This window comes from Rhodococcus sp. B7740 (genome assembly GCF_000954115.1).
Lineage (GTDB): Bacteria > Actinomycetota > Actinomycetes > Mycobacteriales > Mycobacteriaceae > Rhodococcoides.
Genome location: NZ_CP010797.1, coordinates 2,143,501 through 2,163,198, shown reverse-complemented (window position 1 = coordinate 2,163,198; position 19,698 = coordinate 2,143,501). Strand labels below are relative to the sequence as shown.

The window sequence follows — 19,698 nt, the reverse complement described above, 5'->3', positions numbered from 1 at the left end:
TTGGGTGTCAGCGCATACCGAGGTCGATTCATTCCCTGCTCCGCGGCTACGCGCCGATGCCCGCCGTCAGCAATTTCGCCAGTTCGAGGTAAGCGTCGCCGTCGCTCAGTCCGGTCAGTCGAAACACCTCGCGAGTCTGAATGCGAACCATGACCGAGGAGGCCACGTCCCCGACGAAGGCCGCGTGCACGTCGCGCACTTCGCCGCTGGCCACGCCCTCGCTGATCAACTCCTGGACGCGGCGCGCGGCGATGGCGGTGTTTCGTTCGTATACCGAGCGGGCCGCCTCCAGTGACGCCAGGTCGGTCATGAACTGTTCGGACGCGGACTCGAGAGCTGCCCCCACCGCGGTGAGATAGGTGGTGATGCGATTGCGGGTGCCGTCCACCTCGGCGACCGCGTTCTCCACCTGCGTGGTCATGGACTTGAAGTAGTGCACCGTCGCGCCGCCGACCAGCTGATCCTTGCTCGACGCCAGGGTGTACAGCGTGGACTTGGAGCACCGAAGCCGGGCCGCGATGGTGTCGAGGGTCAGGTGTGCGAAGCCCTCCGCCAGAAACAAGCTCACGAGCTGGTCGAAGAGTTCGGAACGGCGTGCCGTGGCATGCGAGGTCACGGGTGCGTTCACATCAGGGATGGTACTGCATCGGCTTGTGCAGTACTGTGCATCAGTACTGCGGATCGTCCGGCAGTACTGATTCGATAGCCCCGGAGGTTTTCACGTGCCCGTCGACCGTCTGTTGCCCACGTCCGAAGCGCGTGATCTGATCGCCCTGACCCGGGACGTGGCAGACAAGGTCCTCGACCCGATCGTCGACGACCACGAACGGCGTGAGACCTACCCGGAGGGAGTGTTCGCCACCCTCGGCGAGGCAGGCCTGTTGAGCCTGCCGTACGCGGAGGAATGGGGAGGTGGTGGCCAACCGTACGAGGTGTACCTCCAGGTCCTCGAAGAACTGGCGTCGCGCTGGGCGGCGGTTGCAGTCGCAGTGAGCGTGCACGGTCTGGCTTGCTATCCCGTGATGGCGTTCGGTACCGAACAGCAGAAGGCCGACAAACTCCCCGACATGCTCGGTGGGGCGCAGATCGGCGCCTACTCACTGTCCGAAGCACAGGCCGGCTCGGACGCTGCCGCACTGAGCTGCAAGGCCACCCCGACCGAGGGTGGCTACACCGTGAACGGTTCGAAGGCGTGGATCACACACGGCGGAGTGGCCGACTTCTACAACCTGTTCGCCCGGACAGGCGAAGGGTCGAAGGGCATCTCGTGCTTCCTCGTTCCGGACGGAACCGACGGTCTGAGCTTCGGCAAGCCCGAGGAGAAGATGGGACTGCATGCGATCCCGACGACCGCCGCGCACTACGACAACGTCCACGTTCCCACCGAGTGGCGAATCGGCGCGGAGGGGCAGGGACTGCAGATCGCCTTCAGTGCCCTCGATGCAGGCAGGCTCGGAATTGCCGCTGTAGCCGTGGGAATCGCGCAGGCGGCGCTCGACGACGCGGTGAAGTACGCCCAGGAACGTACGGCGTTCGGCAAGAAGATCATCGACCATCAGGGCCTCGGTTTCGTGTTGGCGGACATGGCAGCGGCAGTGGACTCGGCCCGCGCCACCTACCTCGATGCTGCGCGTCGGCGTGACGCCGGACTTCCCTACTCGCGCAACGCTTCCGTGGCCAAGCTGATCGCTACCGATGCGGCCATGAAGGTGACCACCGACGCGGTACAGGTGTTCGGTGGCTACGGGTACACCCGCGACTTCCGCGTCGAGCGATACATGCGCGACGCCAAGATCACTCAGATCTTCGAGGGCACCAACCAGATTCAGCGTCTGGTGATCGCGCGCTCGCTCGCCACGAACTGACGATCTCCGTTTGCCATTCCACACAACGTAGGGGACATCTGCATGACCACAACCGAACCCGATATCCATACCACTGCGGGTAAATTGGCCGATCTTCGTAAACGTCTCGCGGTTGCGGAGATTCCGTCCGGTGAGGCGGCGGTGGACAAGGTCCACGCCAAAGGCAAGCTGACCGCCCGTGAGCGGATCACCGCCCTGCTCGACGAGGGCTCGTTCGTCGAACTCGACGCCCTCGCCCGCCACCGCTCCCAGAACTTCGGGTTGGGCGAGAACCGGCCCTTCGGTGACGGTGTGGTCACCGGCTACGGCACCGTCGACGGCCGCGATGTGTGCGTGTTCTCCCAGGACGCCACCGTCTTCGGCGGCAGCTTGGGGGAGATCTACGGCGAGAAGATCGTCAAGGTGATGGACCTGGCCGTCAAAACCGGACGACCGTTGGTCGGGATCAACGAAGGCGCCGGAGCCCGCATCCAGGAAGGGGTGGTCTCCCTCGGACTGTACGGCGAGATCTTCCACCGCAACGTCCGCGCGTCCGGGGTGATCCCGCAGATCTCGGTGATCATGGGACCCGCCGCGGGAGGGCACGTCTACTCCCCGGCCCTGACCGACTTCGTGGTCATGGTCGACGGCACCTCGCAGATGTTCGTCACCGGACCCGACGTCATCAAGACCGTCACCGGCGAGAACGTCACCATGGAAGAACTCGGCGGCGCGCACACCCACATGGAGAAATCCGGGGTCGCGCACTACGTCGCCTCCGGAGAACAGGACGCACTGGACTACGTCCGCGACCTGCTCTCGTACCTACCGAGCAACAATCGCGCCGACGCCCCCCGCACCGCACCCTCGGACCCGGTCGTCGGGTCGATCGAGGACTCGCTCACCGCCGAGGATCTCGAACTCGACACCCTGATCCCCGATTCACCGAACACCCCGTACGACATGCACGAGGTGATTCGTCGGATCCTCGACGACGACGAATTCCTCGAAGTCCAGGAAGGGCGGGCCCGCAACATCATCGTCGGGTTCGGGCGCATCGACGGCCGGTCGGTGGGGATCGTGGCCAATCAACCCACCCAGTTCGCGGGCACCCTCGACATCGACGCTTCCGAGAAAGCAGCCCGGTTCGTGCGCACCTGCGACTGCTTCAACGTCCCGATCATCACCCTGGTCGATGTGCCCGGGTTCCTGCCCGGCACCGGCCAGGAATACAACGGCATCATCCGACGCGGCGCGAAACTGCTCTACGCCTACGGCGAGGCCACGGTCGGGAAGATCACCGTCATCACCCGCAAAGCGTACGGCGGGGCGTACGACGTGATGGGGTCCAAGCACATGGGAGCCGACGTCAACCTCGCCTGGCCGACCGCGCAGATCGCGGTCATGGGAGCCTCCGGCGCGGTCGGGTTCGTCTACCGCAAACAGTTGCTCGAAGCCGCGAAGAACGGTGACGACGTCGACGCCCTCCGGTTGACGCTGCAGCAGGAATACGAAGACACCCTCGTCAACCCCTACATCGCCGCCGAACGCGGCTACCTCGACGCCGTCATCCCCCCGAGCCACACCCGCGGCCAGATCGTCACCGCACTACGACTACTCGAACGCAAACAAGTCACCCTCCCACCCAAGAAACACGGAAACATCCCACTATGAGCGAAACGAACGACGACGCCAATTATGTTGCTGCGTCCCTCAGTTGGTCGTTTCGCGGGCAGCCGACCGATACCGACATCGCTGCCGTTGTTGCTGTTCTGACCGCTGCGCAGTCGTCGGTGCTCGTCGAAGCTCCGGTTGTGTCGGATCTGTGGGGTCGACCGGAAGATATGCATCGTTACGGACTTGCCAGTGCTCCAGCCCTTTTCGTCAATGCCCGATATGGCCAGTGAAGGAATTTCAGTACATGACTACCTCGACTTCCCATAAGAAAATATCGAAAGTCCTTGTTGCCAATCGTGGCGAGATCGCGGTGCGGGTGATCCGGGCGGCCGCCGATGCCGGGTTGGCCAGTGTCGCTGTGTACGCCGAGCCCGATGCCGATGCCCCGTTCGTACGGTTGGCCGACGAGGCGTTCGCCCTCGGGGGTCAGACCTCGGCGGAGTCGTATCTGGTGATCGACAAGATCCTCGACGCCGCCGCCAAGTCCGGTGCCGACGCCATCCACCCCGGCTACGGGTTCCTCTCCGAGAACGCCGACTTCGCCCAGGCCGTGATCGATGCCGGACTGATCTGGATCGGGCCGTCTCCGCAGTCGATCCGCGACCTCGGTGACAAGGTCACCGCCCGCCACATCGCCGCCCGCGCCAAAGCACCGTCCGTGCCGGGCACCTCCGAACCGGTGAAGAACGCCGACGAGATCCTCGCCTTCGCCGACGAACACGGCCTGCCGATCGCGATCAAAGCCGCGTTCGGTGGCGGCGGACGCGGCATGAAGGTCGCCCGCACCCGCGAGGAGATCCCCGAGTTGTTCGATTCGGCCACCCGCGAAGCGGTCGCGGCGTTCGGGCGGGGGGAATGCTTCGTCGAACGCTACCTCGACAAGCCCCGCCACGTCGAAGCGCAGGTCATCGCCGACCAACACGGCAACGTCGTCGTCGCAGGCACCCGCGACTGCTCGCTGCAACGCCGCTTCCAGAAACTCGTCGAAGAAGCCCCCGCCCCGTTCCTCACCGACGCCCAACGCAAGGAAATCCACTCGTCGGCGAAAGCGATCTGCCTCGAAGCCGGCTACTACGGTGCCGGGACGGTCGAATACCTCGTCGGCCAGGACGGCCTCGTCTCGTTCTTGGAAGTCAACACCCGCCTGCAGGTCGAACACCCCGTCACCGAGGAAACCTCCGGCATCGATCTGGTGCTGCAGCAGTTCCGGATCGCCAACGGCGAGGAACTGTCGATCACCGAAGATCCCGAACCGCGGGGGCATTCGTTCGAGTTCCGGATCAACGGCGAAGACGCCGGCCGCGGGTTCCTGCCCGCACCCGGCCCGGTCACCACGTTCATCGCCCCGTCGGGTCCAGGGGTGCGCGTCGATTCCGGTGTCGAATCCGGCTCGGTGATCGGCGGCCAGTTCGATTCGATGCTCGCCAAACTCATCGTCACCGGAGCCACCCGCGAGGAAGCCCTCGCGCGCTCACGTCGCGCCCTCGCCGAGTTCACCGTCGAGGGGTTGGCGACGGTGATCCCGTTCCATGCTGCGGTGGTCTCCGATCCGGCGTTCATCGGCGACGGGGAGTCGTTCTCGGTGCACACCCGGTGGATCGAAACCGAATGGGACAACCAGGTTGCCCCGTTCACCGCCGGACAACCGATCGACGACGAGGAGGTGCTGCCGCGGCAGTCCGTCGTCGTCGAGGTCGGTGGCCGACGCGTCGAGGTCTCCCTGCCCGGGGAACTGTCCCTCGGCGGCGGCAACAGCGGCGGTGCCAACGCGGGTGCAGTACGGCGCAAGCCGAAACCGCGTACCCGTGGTGGTGCCGGAGCCGGTGCGGCATCCGGTGACGCGGTGACCGCACCGATGCAGGGCACCGTGGTCAAAGTCGCTGTCGAAGAAGGCCACACCGTCGAGGCCGGGGACCTCATCGCCGTCCTGGAAGCGATGAAGATGGAAAACCCCGTCAACGCCCACAAAGGCGGCACCATCACCGGCCTGACCGTCACCGCAGGCGACGCCATCACCCAAGGCACCGTCCTCGCAGAGATCAAGTAGGGGAGTGTCCGATGACTGCCATCGCTGAATCGTTCGACGGTGGTACCTCGCCGGTGCATTCCACCGAGCTCGAAATCGTGTCCACGGTGCTGCGCATGGCGTCGGCCGCGCGGGTCCGTCTGGCGGAGGCACTGGACGCGCAGGGGCTGAGCTGGGCGAGGTACGAGGTGCTGGAACTGGTGTCCAGGCGAGGGCCGATGTCCTACAGTGCGCTGTCGCGGGAGTTGGTGCGGCACCGGACGAGTATCACCGCCACGACTGCCAGTCTCGTCGAGTCGGGGCTGTTGGTGCGGAGCGCCAATCCGCGAAATCGGCAGCAGTACATGGTCGAGGCCACCGACTCGGGGCACCGTGCGGTCACTCGGGCCGAGCGTGCGCTCGAACGCGCTCGGTCGAGGATGGCAGTCGATGCCGATTCTGCTCGGACGCTCGAGGTGTTGCGCGGCATCGAGAAGCAGTGGAACGGTCGGCGCTGACCGGCAGGTGACAACACCGGGCCGTCGGCTCTGAGTGCAAGTACCCCTGAGGTGATACCCCCAGGGGTACTTGCATACCCCCTTGGGTATGTGCGAAGGTGGGCACGTTCGATCGATCCGGGGGTTCGTCTGCCCCGATCGATACCCCCACCCGTATAGGAGCACCATGTCGCTGCGTGATGCCGAAGTTCTTCGTCCACCGGATGATCGGCCGGTAGCCGCGCCGGGCCTGCTCGGCCGTGCGGGCGGGGCGATGGTGACCCATCGACGGTGGGTGTTCGGTGTGTGGCTCATCGCGCTCGTCGGCCTCGGTTCGTTCGCGCCCTCGGTGTTCTCGTCCCTCGCCGGAGCGGGATGGCAGGCGAACGGATCCGAATCCGTTCAGGTTCGAGAATCGGCCCAGCAGCACTTCGGCGGTAACTCCTCCGCCGCGGTGCAGGTGGTCGTCCACTCCGACGCAGAACCCATCACCGATCCCGCTGTTCGGAACGTGATTGCCGACGTGTCCGATGTGTTCGCCGGTGACACCAGATTCGGGGACGTCGTTGCGCCGCAACCGGGGATGACGATCAGCCCGGACGGCCGAACCGGCATCGTCATCGCCGGGGCGAACGGCACGACCGACGAGATGGTGAAGGCCGTCGACGATGTGAAGGAGCGGTTGACCGCGCTCTCGACCGACGGAATCGAGGTGTACCCCACCGGTTCGTCGGCCCTGTGGTCGGACTTCAACCAGGCGAACCACGACGCGATGATCCAAGCCGAATTGTTCTCGTGGCCGGTCACATTGGCGATCATGGTGCTTGCGTTCGGATCACTCGTCGCCGCCGGATTGCCGCTGCTGCTCACCGTTGCCGGTCTCGTCGCATCGGCTGGTGGTCTCGTTCTGCTCAACGGAGTCACGCCGATCTCGGTGTGGGCCATGAACTTCGCGATGATGTTCGCGCTCGCGCTGGGAATCGACTACGCGCTGTTCGTCGTTGCTCGATTCCGCGACGCGTTGCGTCACGCAGACCCTCGGGCGGCGGTGGCCGAAACCATGGACACCGCAGGCAAAGCCGTCGTGTTGTCCGGGCTGACGGTGCTGGTGAGTCTGTCCGCAGTGTTGCTGGTCCCCGCGCCTGCGGTGCGCACGATGGCTGTCGGAATCATGCTGGCCGTCGCCTTCGTGTTGCTGGCGACCATGACGCTGCTGCCTGCGGCATTGGGTGCGCTCGGCTCCAAGGTCGATGCCGCCTCGTTGCCGTACGCCAAGCGGCAGGAACATCGATCCCCGATGTTCGCAGCATGGGGCGAGTTGCTGCACAAGCACCCGTGGCCGTTCGCCGTGGTCTCCGTGGGAATTCTGATCGCCCTGGCCCTTCCGGTGCTCGGATTGAAGGTGGCGATGCCGTCGATCGCGGTGGTGCCCGAGAACGCACCGGTGCGCCAGGGCTACGAGCTCGTACAGGCTCAGTTCGGGCCGGGTGCACCGGGAGCGCTGCAGATCGTGGTGCCCGACGCCGATGCTCTCGGCACCGCGACCGCCGCTGCCGGGGTCCACGGGATCTCGATGGTGACGCCGCCACAGAGTGCAGCTGACGGTTCGGGATTTGCTCTGCTGCAGGCAATTCCGTCGGTGGATCCGTCCGACGAATCGATGGGTACCATTCTCGCCGATCTGCGATCCACGCTGCCCGATTCGGCACTCGTCGGCGGAGCGCCCGCGGAGAACCTGGACCTTCAGCAGGCTCTGAACGACTACCTGCCGATCGTCGTCGGGATCATCCTGGTCCTCGGGTTCGTGCTGCTTCTGGTCGCGCTGCAGGCTCCGCTGATCGCGCTGCTCGGCACTCTGGTGAGCCTGCTGTCCACGGCGGCGGCCTTCGGAGTTGCCAAGTCGATCTTCCAGGACGGCCACGGCGCGTCACTGCTCGGTTTCACCCCGCAGGGATTCCTGGACGGCTGGGGTCCGGTGTTCTTCTTCGCGATGATCTTCGCGATCGCCATGGACTACACGGTTTTTCTGCTGGCCACCGCGAAGGAACACTACGAACGCTCGGGCGATTCCAAGGCTGCTCAGGTCGACGGCTTGGCGCACTCGGGGCGAGTCATCTTTGCTGCCGCGGCGGTGATGGTGGCAGTGTTCTTCACGTTCGCACTGTCGGATCCGTTGCCCCCGAAAGAGATGGGCATCATCCTGGGTGTTGCGGTATTGCTCGACGCGTTCCTGGTTCGACTCGTCCTGCTTCCGGTCCTGCTACGGCTGACCGGACACGGCGCGTGGTGGTCGCCGGCGTGGCTGCGTGCGGTGCTGCCCTCCATTCGCTTTTCGCACTGACACAACAATTTTCGAGGAGTCGTCATGAACATCGCATTGTCCACCACACTGACCGACACCGATTTCGCCGACGCGATCGAGAGCACGAGAAAGGCGTTGTCGGAGCAGGGATTCGGAGTTCTCACCGAAATCGACATGCAGGCCACGTTGAAGGCCAAGCTCGGCGAGGACATGGAGCGCTACGTGATCCTGGGCGCGTGTAACCCGGGACTGGCTCATCGCGCCGTCGGAGTGATGAAGCAGATCGGTCTGCTGTTGCCGTGCAACGTCGTCGTCCGCGAGAACACGTCGGTAGCGGGGTCCGTCGTCGTCGAGGCGATGAACCCGGCCATCATGGTCGAGGTCACCGGTGAGCCCGAGTTGGGTGCGGTCGCCTCCGAGGCCACCGTGAAATTGCAGGCGGCGATCGCGGCACTGGGCGGTACCGGATCCGATCTCGCTTGATGCCCCGGGGGTACCATCGGGGGCACTACCGCAACCACCGAGGAGATCGACATGATCGGCGACGAAGACAGCATCGCACTGGTACTGAACCGGCTCAAGCGCGCGCACGGTCAGCTCGCCGGCGTCATCGGGATGATCGAGAACGGACGCGATTGCAAGGATGTGGTCACTCAGCTCGCTGCTGTTTCCAGAGCGCTGGACAAGGCCGGATTCAAGATCGTGGCAACGGGCCTGCGTGAATGCATGACGGGCGAGAGTGCGGGGGAGAAGGAGCCGATGACCGAGGCCGAACTGGAGAAGCTGTTCCTGGCACTGGCCTGATCCCGTCCCGAATCCAACCGAGGAGTGTAGGGAAAGCGAACAGTAGGAGTCGCGGTTGCTCGGTGACGGCGCTGTTGTTCGGCGTCCAGGTCGACATCCGGCGGATTCGTCTGCATACTTGACTTTGTCCAGAAAAGCGGAGGATAGTATTGCTGTGATGCCGATCTCACCGTACGCGGAGCTGTTACGCACCGCCGACATGCGCGTGACCCGTCCCAGGGTCGCGGTGCTCGAGGTCGTCGGATCCAATCCTCATGCAGACACCGACACGATCCTCGGACTCGTGCGATCGGTGCTGCCCGAGGTGTCGCGGCAAACCGTGTACGACGTGCTCAATGCGTTGACCGCGGCGCGCCTGGTGCGGCGAATCGAACCGGCAGGATCTCCCGCTCGGTACGAATCTCGCGTCGGCGACAACCACCACCACGCGGTGTGCCGCTCCTGTGGCGTCATCGCCGACGTGGACTGCGCGGTGGGCGAAACGCCATGTCTCACCGCATCGGACTCCGTCGGTTTCACGATCGACGAGGCGGAAGTCATCTACTGGGGCTTCTGCGCACAGTGTTCGACTGCTCGACGGCAGTCGACAGCTCCTGTTTCGTTCCCTCCCGGTTCTCGGACACAGCAGAGTTCGTGAACCGACCTCGATCACAGCCCGATCGTCAGACCCTGGAAGGAAGCACGTGTCAGAAGATCACACAACACGCGAAAAAGAGATGAACGAGGATCAGCCGCAGGAGTCGGGTGGCAAGTGTCCCGTCATGCACGACTCGATGCCGATGCCCGTCGAGGGCGGTAGCAACCGCGAGTGGTGGCCCAAGTCTCTGAACCTCAAGATTCTGAAGAAGAACCCGGCCGTCGGCGACCCGATGGGTGCCGACTACGACTATGCCGCCGAGTTCAACTCCCTCGACCTCGCCGAGGTCAAGCGCGACATCGAAGCGCTCATGACCAACTCGCAGCCCTGGTGGCCTGCCGACTTCGGTCACTACGGCCCCTTCTTCATCCGCATGGCGTGGCACGCCGCGGGCACCTACCGCAAGCAGGACGGACGCGGCGGTGCCGGAGCGGGCATGCAGCGCTTCGCACCCCTGAACAGCTGGCCGGACAACGCCAGCCTGGACAAGGCTCGCCGGCTGATCTGGCCGATCAAGCAGAAGTACGGCCGCAAGCTCTCCTGGGCCGACCTCATCGTGCTCACCGGCAACGTCGCGATCGAATCGATGGGTCTGCCCACCTACGGTTTCGCCGGCGGACGCGTCGACGCCTGGGAGCCGGACGAGGACGTCTACTGGGGCCCGGAGCAGACCTGGCTGGGCGACGAGCGTTACGACGGTGATCGCACGAGCCTCGAGAACCCGCTCGCCGCAGTGCAAATGGGTCTGATCTACGTCAACCCCGAAGGCCCCAACGGCAACCCGGACCCGGTGCAGTCCGCGCTGGACATCCGCGAGACCTTCGGCCGGATGGCCATGAACGACATCGAGACCGCGGCACTGGCCGTCGGTGGGCACACGTTCGGCAAGACGCACGGCGCAGCCGATCCCGACGAGTACATCGGTGCCGAGCCCGAGGGTGCACCCATCGAGCAGATGGGCCTCGGCTGGAAGAACAGCTACCAGAGCGGTGTCGGTGCGGACGCGATCACCAGTGGCCTCGAGGTCATCTGGACGCCCACGCCCACCCAGTGGGACAACAGCTTCCTCGAGACGCTGTACGGATTCGAGTGGGAGCTCTACAAGAGCCCCGCAGGCGCGCACCAGTGGCGTCCGAAGAACGGTGAGGGCGCAGATCTCGTTCCCGACCCCGCCGATCCCACCAAGCGTCGCCACCCGTCGATGCTGACCTCCGACATCGCGATGCGTGTCGACCCGATCTACGAGCAGATCACCCGTCGCTGGCTCGACCACCCCGAGGAGCTCGCAGAAGAGTTCCAGAAGGCCTGGTTCAAGCTCACCCACCGCGATATGGGACCGGTGTCGCGTTACCTCGGCCCCGAGGTTCCCTCGGAGACCCTGCTCTGGCAGGACCCGATCCCGGCCGTCGATCACGAGCTGATCGGTGAGGCGCAGATCGCCGAGCTCAAGCAGACGATCCTCGACTCCGAACTGACTCAGGATCAGCTGATTTCGGCTGCGTGGGCCGCGGCGTCGTCGTTCCGCGTCAGCGACAAGCGCGGCGGTGCCAACGGTGGCCGTCTGCGTCTGCAGCCGCAGGCAGGCTGGGAGGTCAACGAGCCCGACGAGATCGCACAGGTCATCCGCGTGCTCGAAGGCATCCAGCAGTCGTTCTCCGGGACGGTTTCGTTCGCCGACCTCGTCGTCCTCGGCGGCGTTGCCGCACTGGAGAAAGCGGCGGGAGTCAGCGTTCCGTTCACCCCGGGCCGCATGGATGCGACGCAGGAGCAGACCGACGTCGATTCGTTCTCCGACCTCGAGCCCAAGGCGGACGGTTTCCGTAACTTCCTCGGTAAGGGCCAGAAGCTTCCGGCGGAGTACTCCCTCGTCGATCGGGCAAACCTGTTGTCGCTCAGCGCACCCGAGATGACCGTGCTGGTCGGCGGACTGCGTGTGCTCGGAGTCAACTTCGGAAAGTCGTCGCACGGCGTCCTGACCGACAAGGTCGGAACGCTCACCAACGACTTCTTCGTCAACCTCCTCGACATGGGCACCGAATGGGTCCCCACCGCTGAGGACGGCATCTACGAGGCCAAGGATGCCGCGACCGGTGAGACGAAGTGGACCGGAACCCGTAACGACCTGGTGTTCGGATCGAACTCCGAATTGCGCGCTCTCGCCGAGGTTTACGCCTGCGACGACGCCAAGGACAAGTTCGTTCAGGACTTCGTGGCGGCGTGGGACAAGGTCATGATGCTCGATCGGTTCGAGCTGGCCTGACCTTCTCTACCGAACTCGAAGTTATGGATGGAAACCGTGCTCGATCCATCCATAGCTTCGAGTTCGTCGTTACCGGTCCGTGACCTTTCGTTGCCGATTCGTGTCCTCGGTCCCCGGCTCGCTGCAATTTGCGAGCGGAAAGCTACAAGACATGACACACGACGAGGGGGCGGCAGGAGCCGTCGACCACAACATGGACGAATCACGCAAGGGAGCATCCGGCTTCGGGTCGTTCCTGGAGATGTTCCAGGATGCCTCCACCGACAAATCCGACATCGAGCGCTGAATCCTCAGCGAGTACCGATCGTGTTGGCAACCGATCCGATTCGTTCGATGCTCAGTTCGACGCGATCGCCCGGGGCTATCCAGCGGTCGAGCTCCAGGCCGCATCCGCGGGGAAGCGTGCCGGAGGTCAACAGCTCACCGGGGTAGACGTTCTCGCCGCGACTGGCGTACGCGAGTGATTCTCCGATCGAGTACCGCATGCCTGCGGTGCCCGTGGTCGACCACACTTCGTCGTCGACCGTCACGGTGGCCGTCAACGAGTCCAGATACGGTGACACCTCGTCGGCGGTGACGATGTCGGCTCCCATGGAGCTGGCGAAGGTCTTGGTCTTGACCACCGGGCCGAACGGGGTGCGGCGCTGCTCCTCCCACTGGGTGTCGCGAGCACTGATGTCGTCGAACACCACGTATCCACCGATCGCAGCGGTGGCTTCCCGCTCGGACACGTCGCGAACGGGCCTGGTCACCACGGCTCCGAACTCGAGCTCGAAATCCAGTGCCCGGCTGTAGGACGGCCACTCGACCAAAGTTTCGTCGGCGACGACGGTGAGGTGATTGCCCGTGTAGTAGATCGGATGGTCGTCGAACCCCGGTCCCGGACGGAGTGCAGGAAACGTCGACCGTGTGACGGCCTCGAACCCGCGGATGAAGGGGACCGCTCTCGGGAGGTTACGGCGAACCAGGTTGTGCGCAGCCAGATCCCAGTGCGCCTCCCAGCCGAGGAAGCACCGAAGCGACGCCGGAACCACCGGCAGTGTCGGTGCCGGTCGGTCGATCACCGCAACTCCCTCGGACACCGCGCGCTGCACCACGGACCGAGCCGAGTCGCGAGCACGTTCGCCGGCGTCGAGAAATCCGAGCACCGTGCGGGTGAGTGGGCGCAGAACCTCGTCGGCACCCAGCGTCGACACTGCGGCATCGAGATCGACCCAGGCGCCGGACTCGGGTGCGTACACGGCCAGACGATCTGTCGAGTCGGCAGCGATCAGGCGTCGCAATCGCACGTCAGGAATCCGATCTTCGCGGGAGGGGCCCTACAACGGTTGAGGAACCAGGAGTGTAAGCGGCAGTACGGCCGCGATGTCAAGGCCTGTTCGTCGAGGACTAGCGTGGACACATGAGATCGCCTGTTCCCGAATATCTCGCATCCGTGTTGGAGGACTGTCGAGAGTTCGACGGCGGGACCGTGACCGAGGGCAACCCGGTAGTGGCCTCGGCGGATCCCGACACGTTCGCGGTCGCACTCGCCACCGTCGGGGGATCGCTGCACGGAGCGGGCGATACCGACACCGAATTCTCGATCCAATCGATAGCCAAAGCGGTCGCATATGCGCTCGCCATCGAGGACAACGGCATCGAGGCGGTGCTCGAGGCCGTCGACGTCGAACCGTCGGGCGACTCGTTCAACGAGATATCGCTGGAAGCAGAGACCGGAAGGCCGCGGAACCCGTTGATCAATGCCGGTGCGCTGGCGGTGCATTCGATGATTCGAGGCCACGGGAGCGAAGAGCGGGCGGGACGAATGTCGGACCTTCTGAGCAGGATGGCAGGCCGCGAACTCTCCGTCGACCGTCAGGTGTACGAGGCCGAACTGGAATCCGACGATCGGAACACCGCGATCGCGCACCTGCTGAAGTCGGTCGGCCACCTCGGAGCCGAGCCCGCCGATGTCGTCGACGGCTATGCGCGTCAGTGTGCGGTGACCGTGACCTGTAACGACCTGGCCCGGATCGCCGCGGTGATGGCGAACGGCGGCAAAGATCCTCGGACGGGCGAACAGGTACTCGATTCGGCGATCGATCGCCACGTACTGGCGGTCATGGCGACCTGTGGAATGTACGACGGCAGTGGCAGCTGGCTCGCGACAGTGGGTATACCCGCCAAGAGCGGAGTGGCCGGGGCGATCATCGGAGTGTTGCCGGGTCAGGTGGGTATTGCCGTCGTCTCACCCAGACTGAACGAGCACGGCAACAGTGTGCGCGGGGTGGCGGTGTTCGAGAGACTCTCGCGCGATCTGGGCCTGCACATGATGCACGTCGCGCCCAGCGGTGAATCGGCCATCCGCAGCGTGACCGAGGCGGACGGCGTGACCACCGTGGAACTGCAGGGCGATCTTCGGTTCGCGGGTGCAGAGGCGGTCATTGCTCGGTTGGCCGACGGTTTCGGCGAAAGCACCTGTACTACAGTTGATTTCAGTGAGGTACGTGCCATGGACGGCGCGGCTCGACGGCTCCTGCGCGATGCGTTTCGCGCCCTGGACGACGACGGACATCGGGTCGTCGCTCACGACCCCGACGGGTTCATGGAGTCGCCCGACCGGTCAGAGTCGGCCGGCGAGAATCATGTTCCAGTAGGACAGCGGTAGGCCGTATCGGTCGAAGGCCCAGGCGGAGCGCCTGGGTTTCAGCGAATCGAGGAACGACGGCAACGACGGCGTCAGGGTTCCGGTGCGGTCGAACTCGGCGGCGATCAAGCTGTGTGCGCCGACGGCGATGGGGGCAACGGTGTAGCCGTCGTACTCCGACAACGGTTTCCCGCTACGCGCTGCGATCAGATTGTCGACGAGAATCGAGATCTGTTTGCGCAGTGCGCCACCCGAGGAGTCGGTGTCGATGGCTGCTCCGTCACCCGCGGCCCAGACCTCCGGATACACCCGGTGGCGCAGAGTCCGACCGTCGATGTCGACGACACCGTGCGCCGCAGATCCGGTCAGGTTCGACTCCTCCAGCCACGTCGGACCGCGGAACGGCGGTACGAGGTGCAGCATGTCGTAGCGGATGCGATCGTCGACGCCGTCGTGGTCCGTGACGGTGATGTGTCCGGTCTCCGGATGCAGAGCCGTCACTGCGGTGCGGGGGAGTATTCGCACGCCGAGCTCGCGTAGTCGCCCGACGACGATGGCGTCGAGCTCGGGATTGCCCAACATTCGATGTCGATCCACCACCAGTGTGATGTCGATTCCTGGCAGGCGCCCGCTGCGGATCCAGTGGTCCGCTGCGAGAAACAACGGCTTGAGCGTGGTGCCGGTACAGCCCACCGGTGGGCGGGGCACTGTGAACACAGCACTGCTGCCGACGGGGAGATCCCGTGTCAGTTGCCAGGTGGCTTCTGCTCGGTCGAGGTAATTGCTTGCAACACCGGGGGATTCGAGTGCCGCGTGTACTCCGGGCAAGGCGTCGGTATCCACCACGAGACCCTGGCCGAGTACGAGGTCTCGATAGCCGTACGCCCTGCCGGACGTGCATCGCACCAGACGGTTCACCGGATCGATCGCTGTCACCGAGTCTTCCAGCCAGATACATCCGGTCGGAATCACCGAACGCTGTGTGCGTTCCGCCTCGGTCAGCGCTGCCTGACCGGAGCCCACGTAGGACAGCAGTGGACGGTACGTGTGCACGTGCTCGGGCTCGATGACAGCGACGTCGGAGATGCCCTTCTTCAGCAGTCGCGCAGCCGCGCTGATGCCTGCGTTGCCTCCGCCGACGACGAGCACGTCGTAGGTCTTGCTCGGGGTGGTCACTTACGACACCTCTCGCGAATCCGCAGGCCATACCGTCGCCGAACGGATCACCTGGTGTCTGCTGCCGGTGCCGCCACGGACTCGGTCGTCGAGCGACGAACGTCGACTCGCTCCGGTACTAGACCGATGACGGACTGCTGCAGATCTGGTGAAAGCACCACTGCCAGTTTCTGATTCCATCGTCCGAGTCGGATGGAGGTGGCGTCGAGCACGGAGCGGACGCCTGTGGCGACGCCTGCCACCGAGGACAGATCGAGGATCAACGTGCGTCCGCGTTCGGCGGCCTCGCCGAGTGTTTCGGCGAGAACGGGGACGTCCGCGTCACCGATCGTTCCGATCACTCGCACGATGATGTCGGCACCCGCGCTCTCGTTCACCGACAGCGTCATCTCGGGTTCGAAACTCGACGACTCGGACAACGACGGAACGACCTCCGCGAGGCGTGGCGTAATGGACGGTACGACGATCATGGACACTCCTGTGCAGCCGAACTCCCCACCGGGTGCACGTGAGAAATCGACAGTCGACATTCGGGGACGGCGGGCTACTCCTCAACCACGCTCGACAGGACTACCCCGGGAGGCCGGATCGTAAGCATCGAAACACCAACGGGTTTGACTGCGAGTCTCACGGGAATACGACTTCGATCGCTACTCTGTGGGAGGCACGCCGATGACGACAGCCGAAACCGAATCCGCCAGAACCCTGGCGGCCGTGCACGCCGATCCCGGAGTGTACGAACCGCAGGAGGATTCGCTACTGCTGTGCGACATCGCCGCCACGACGGGCATCGTTCCCGGTGCGCGAGTGCTCGACATGTGCACCGGCAGCGGTGCCGTGGCCATCACCGCCGCACTGTTGGGTGCCCGTGAGGTCGTCGCGTTCGACATTTCCGCACGGGCCGTCGACTGCGCGCAGCGCAACGCGCGCTCGGTGGGCGTCGAGGTGGACGTCAGGTTGGGTTCCCTTGCCGAGGCGGACGCACTCGAATCGTTCGACGTCGTGCTGTGCAATCCTCCGTACGTTCCGTCCGAGGTAGAGCCGACCGGAATGGGGCTTCACCGGGCCTGGGACGCAGGCGAGGACGGCCGCATGGTGCTCGACCCGCTGTGTCTGGCAGCCGCCTCGCTGTTGGTTCCGGGTGGGATACTGCTGGTCGTACATTCCGAGTTCTCCGGGCCGCGACGCACCGTCGACATGCTCGCGGACAACGGATTCTCGGTCGTCGAAGAGAGCAGGCAATCCATCGATTTCGGCCCGGTGATGCACCGCCGTGCCGAGTGGCTCGAAGCCCGCGGTCTGTTGGCTCCGGGGCGTCGAACGGAGGAGTTGGTGGTGATTCGTGGCGACAAGCGATGACTCGGCCGGCACGCGGACGACGGTGAGAATCGTTCGTGGTGGCCCGATGCTGATCGACGGACCGGTGAACATCGAACTCGACGACGGCACGAAAGTGGAGTCGGACCGCTTCGTCGTTGCGGTGTGCACGTGCAAGCGGAGCAAGAGCTATCCGCTGTGCGACACGAGCCACCGCGCGAAGAGGCGACCCTCTCAGTCCAGCGAGGACTGACCGGCCGACCATCGTCGCATCACGTGGTCGGCGAGTTCGTTCTCGACGAAATCCAGTGCGCGCATTCCGAACACCACATCTGCTTCGAGTTCGGGCTCGTGGCGAAGAAGAGTGCCGACCACATCGTGACGTAGCACCTGCTCGTGCACGGCGTCCGCCTCGACGTGCTCGGCGTAGAACGCGATGCATGCCGACGGTGCATCGAGCCTCCGCAGTCCCTGCACGTAGCGCTGCGAGCCGGGCGACGACGTGATCTCGGTTGCCGCCAAGTGGCCCACGGTGGCACCGCGCAGCCCTCGATGCAAACCGAACAACGACATGAGATTGACCCAGGCCAGTGTCTGTGCCGGGACGCGATCGACATAACCGAGATACGTCGGATCGAGATCGGCCGCCACCATCGATTCGGCCCACAGATGCTGGTGCAGGCGGTCGCCCTTGCCGCCGCCGTACTCGTCGAATTCGACCGCGACGTAGGAGGCCTTGGTCTGGCCCGTAAGACGGGGGATGGCCCACGCGTGCGGGTCGGCTTCCTTGAGGTGGTAGACGGACCGATGCACGAAGTACTCGCGCATCTGCTCCCACGAACCTTCGTCGCGAAGGAACCACGAGGGGCCGCTCCCCGAGGTCGCTTCGATCGACAGCGCGTCCATCTCCGCGACTGCGTCGGTGCCGGGTTCCACGTTCTCTCGCACGTATCGCAGAAAAGCGGATTCCAGCCCTCCTCGTAGGCGGAGGAGCTCGGGGTCCCACTCCCAGGCGTCGTCCACGCCCTCGAACCCGCGGTAGTGCAGTTCGTAGCAGATCAGAAGCGCGAGTTGCACGTCTCGGGACGTGGGATCGGCCTCGATCGGATCGGGCATCACCGGGGTTCCGGTCGGCACACCCGCAGCCAGCGACCGGGTGACGGCTTCCGAGATCGGCCCGCAGGGGGTGGGTAGGGCGGGAGATCGAGCGGTGGACGGATCGACTGAGAACAACGCGGTCATAGTGGTGGCTACCCGCTGTCGGGCAGTACCAACCACTGCAGGCATATGTGTTTGTGACCTGTCACAACAGGCAATGCGCAGTGCAGCGACATCGAACTTCGAAGTCGCTTCGATGGAAGGACGTCATGCGCGCAGTGACCTGGCAGGGCAAGAGAAAAGTCAGCGTCGACACCGTTCCCGATCCGCGGATAGAACTTCCGACGGACGCGATCGTGAAGATCACGACCACCAACATTTGCGGCTCGGACCTACATCTGTACGAAACGCTCGGAGCCTTCATGGACGAAGGTGACGTTCTGGGGCACGAGCCGATGGGCATCGTCGAGGAAGTCGGCTCGCAGACAGGCGATCTGGCAGTCGGAGACCGAGTGGTCATTCCGTTCCAGATCTCGTGCGGACACTGCTACATGTGCAATTCGAGCCTGTACACCCAGTGCGAGACCACACAGGTTCGCGAACAGGGAATGGGCGCGGCACTGTTCGGCTTCTCCAAGCTCTACGGTCAGGTCCCCGGTGGGCAGGCCGAGTACCTCCGCGTGCCGCAGGCGCAGTTCACGCACATCAAGGTGCCGGAGGGACCGCCGGATTCGCGATTCGTATACCTCTCCGACGTACTGCCCACCGCTTGGCAGTCGGTCGAGTACGCGGCGATTCCCGACGGGGGATCGGTGACGGTTCTCGGTCTCGGGCCCATCGGCGACATGGCAGCACGCATCGCGCAGCACAAGGGCGCACGCGTGATCGCCGTCGACCTGGTCCCCGAGCGCCTCGCCCGCGCCGCGGCACGGGGCATCGAGACGGTGAACCTGGCCGAGCACAGCGGTGGCGTCGGCGACGTCATTCGTGAGATGACCGACGGCAGGGGTACCGATTCCGTCATCGATGCGGTGGGCATGGAGGCGCACGGATCTCCGGTCGGCAAACTCGCTCAGCAGATCGTCGGCATGCTCCCCGATGCCGTTGCTGCGCCGATGATGCAGAAGGCCGGTGTCGATCGACTGGGCGCGCTGTACTCTGCGATCGACATCGTTCGACGCGGCGGAACCATCTCGATCATCGGTGTGTACGGCGGTATGGCCGATCCGCTGCCGCTGATGACCATGTTCGACAAGCAGATTCAGCTCCGCATGGGCCAGGCGAACGTCAAGAGGTGGGTGGACGACATCATGCCGCTGCTCGGCGACGACGACCCGCTCGGTGTCGATTCGTTTGCCACGCATGAGCTTTCGCTCGACGAAGCCCCGCACGCATACGAGATCTTCCAGAAGAAGCAGGACGGTGCCATCAAGGTGTTGCTCGAGCCCTAGC

General features: G+C 64.7%; 20 protein-coding genes. 15 read left to right on the top strand and 5 right to left on the bottom strand.

Annotated elements, in window-relative coordinates; all coding sequences use genetic code 11:
* Positions 1 to 46: 46 nt before the first annotated feature.
* Entirely contained in the window at positions 47 to 628 is a 582-nt protein-coding gene (locus tag NY08_RS09830) for a TetR/AcrR family transcriptional regulator (RefSeq protein WP_222092734.1), read from the bottom strand.
* A 94-nt stretch (positions 629 to 722) separates the two neighbouring features.
* Between NY08_RS09830 and NY08_RS09825 the strand changes: the two genes are divergently transcribed.
* The 11 genes from NY08_RS09825 to NY08_RS26585 all read left to right on the top strand — a co-directional run bounded on the left by NY08_RS09825 (position 723) and on the right by NY08_RS26585 (position 12,312).
* Entirely contained in the window at positions 723 to 1,865 is a 1,143-nt protein-coding gene (locus NY08_RS09825; RefSeq protein ID WP_045196102.1) for an acyl-CoA dehydrogenase family protein, read from the top strand.
* 42 nt (positions 1,866 to 1,907) lie between these two features.
* The gene (locus NY08_RS09820; protein ID WP_045196099.1) at positions 1,908 to 3,518 is read left to right on the top strand and encodes an acyl-CoA carboxylase subunit beta; all 1,611 of its coding nucleotides are present in this window, start codon (positions 1,908 to 1,910) and stop codon (positions 3,516 to 3,518) included.
* Complete coding sequence (locus tag NY08_RS09815; protein ID WP_045196097.1) at positions 3,515 to 3,751, top strand: acyl-CoA carboxylase epsilon subunit; 237 nt, start codon at positions 3,515 to 3,517, stop codon at positions 3,749 to 3,751. The genes NY08_RS09820 and NY08_RS09815 overlap by 4 nt, the downstream gene beginning before the upstream one ends.
* 14 nt (positions 3,752 to 3,765) lie before the next feature.
* The gene (locus tag NY08_RS09810) at positions 3,766 to 5,568 is read left to right on the top strand and encodes an acetyl/propionyl/methylcrotonyl-CoA carboxylase subunit alpha (RefSeq protein ID WP_045200088.1); all 1,803 of its coding nucleotides are present in this window, start codon (positions 3,766 to 3,768) and stop codon (positions 5,566 to 5,568) included.
* Positions 5,569 to 5,579: 11 nt separating this feature from the next.
* Positions 5,580 to 6,044: a MarR family transcriptional regulator gene (locus NY08_RS09805; protein ID WP_052050232.1), complete on the top strand. Its 465-nt coding sequence runs from the start codon at positions 5,580 to 5,582 to the stop codon at positions 6,042 to 6,044.
* Positions 6,045 to 6,210: 166 nt separating this feature from the next.
* Positions 6,211 to 8,364, top strand: coding sequence for an MMPL family transporter (locus NY08_RS09800; RefSeq protein WP_045196095.1), 2,154 nt, complete (start codon positions 6,211 to 6,213; stop codon positions 8,362 to 8,364).
* A 24-nt stretch (positions 8,365 to 8,388) separates the two neighbouring features.
* Positions 8,389 to 8,808 carry a DUF302 domain-containing protein gene (locus tag NY08_RS09795; RefSeq protein WP_032397636.1) on the top strand — a complete coding sequence of 140 codons (420 nt, stop codon included), beginning with the start codon at positions 8,389 to 8,391 and terminating at the stop codon, positions 8,806 to 8,808.
* A gap of 51 nt (positions 8,809 to 8,859) precedes the next feature.
* A complete protein-coding gene (locus NY08_RS09790; protein ID WP_032397635.1) occupies positions 8,860 to 9,129 on the top strand; it encodes a metal-sensitive transcriptional regulator in 270 nt (89 codons plus the stop codon).
* A gap of 157 nt (positions 9,130 to 9,286) precedes the next feature.
* A complete protein-coding gene (locus NY08_RS09785) occupies positions 9,287 to 9,766 on the top strand; it encodes a Fur family transcriptional regulator (protein WP_032397634.1) in 480 nt (159 codons plus the stop codon).
* A gap of 79 nt (positions 9,767 to 9,845) precedes the next feature.
* Complete coding sequence (katG, locus tag NY08_RS09780; RefSeq protein WP_235387235.1) at positions 9,846 to 12,026, top strand: catalase/peroxidase HPI; 2,181 nt, start codon at positions 9,846 to 9,848, stop codon at positions 12,024 to 12,026.
* Between the two features lie 151 nt (positions 12,027 to 12,177).
* Positions 12,178 to 12,312 (top strand): hypothetical protein, encoded by a 135-nt coding sequence (locus NY08_RS26585; RefSeq protein WP_254923937.1) that lies wholly within the window; start codon positions 12,178 to 12,180, stop codon positions 12,310 to 12,312.
* Positions 12,313 to 12,316: 4 nt separating this feature from the next.
* Here the strand turns inward: NY08_RS26585 and NY08_RS09770 are convergent, their stop codons facing one another.
* Positions 12,317 to 13,315 carry a fumarylacetoacetate hydrolase family protein gene (locus tag NY08_RS09770; RefSeq protein WP_052683741.1) on the bottom strand — a complete coding sequence of 333 codons (999 nt, stop codon included), beginning with the start codon at positions 13,313 to 13,315 and terminating at the stop codon, positions 12,317 to 12,319.
* A 113-nt stretch (positions 13,316 to 13,428) separates the two neighbouring features.
* On the opposite strand from NY08_RS09770, the gene glsA reads away from it, so the two are divergent.
* The gene (glsA, locus tag NY08_RS09765; protein ID WP_045196091.1) at positions 13,429 to 14,676 is read left to right on the top strand and encodes a glutaminase A; all 1,248 of its coding nucleotides are present in this window, start codon (positions 13,429 to 13,431) and stop codon (positions 14,674 to 14,676) included.
* Here the strand turns inward: glsA and NY08_RS09760 are convergent.
* Both NY08_RS09760 and NY08_RS09755 read right to left on the bottom strand, forming a co-directional pair.
* On the bottom strand, positions 14,632 to 15,831 hold the full coding sequence (locus tag NY08_RS09760; RefSeq protein ID WP_045196089.1) for an NAD(P)/FAD-dependent oxidoreductase: 1,200 nt from the start codon (positions 15,829 to 15,831) through the stop codon (positions 14,632 to 14,634). The genes glsA and NY08_RS09760 overlap by 45 nt on opposite strands.
* Positions 15,832 to 15,878: 47 nt before the next feature.
* The gene (locus NY08_RS09755; protein ID WP_144407334.1) at positions 15,879 to 16,301 is read right to left on the bottom strand and encodes a hypothetical protein; all 423 of its coding nucleotides are present in this window, start codon (positions 16,299 to 16,301) and stop codon (positions 15,879 to 15,881) included.
* Positions 16,302 to 16,503: 202 nt separating this feature from the next.
* Between NY08_RS09755 and NY08_RS09750 the strand changes: the two genes are divergently transcribed.
* Positions 16,504 to 17,190 (top strand): HemK2/MTQ2 family protein methyltransferase, encoded by a 687-nt coding sequence (locus tag NY08_RS09750; protein ID WP_045196083.1) that lies wholly within the window; start codon positions 16,504 to 16,506, stop codon positions 17,188 to 17,190.
* Between the two features lie 46 nt (positions 17,191 to 17,236).
* Positions 17,237 to 17,401 (top strand): CDGSH iron-sulfur domain-containing protein, encoded by a 165-nt coding sequence (locus tag NY08_RS09745; RefSeq protein WP_082074008.1) that lies wholly within the window; start codon positions 17,237 to 17,239, stop codon positions 17,399 to 17,401.
* On the opposite strand, the gene NY08_RS09740 is transcribed toward NY08_RS09745, so the two are convergent.
* Positions 17,383 to 18,390, bottom strand: a complete 1,008-nt coding sequence (locus NY08_RS09740) for an iron-containing redox enzyme family protein (protein ID WP_045196080.1) — start codon at positions 18,388 to 18,390, stop codon at positions 17,383 to 17,385. The genes NY08_RS09745 and NY08_RS09740 overlap by 19 nt on opposite strands.
* 125 nt (positions 18,391 to 18,515) lie before the next feature.
* On the opposite strand from NY08_RS09740, the gene NY08_RS09735 reads away from it, so the two are divergent.
* Positions 18,516 to 19,697, top strand: a complete 1,182-nt coding sequence (locus NY08_RS09735; RefSeq protein WP_045196078.1) for a zinc-dependent alcohol dehydrogenase — start codon at positions 18,516 to 18,518, stop codon at positions 19,695 to 19,697.
* The last annotated feature ends 1 nt before the right edge of the window (position 19,698 follow it).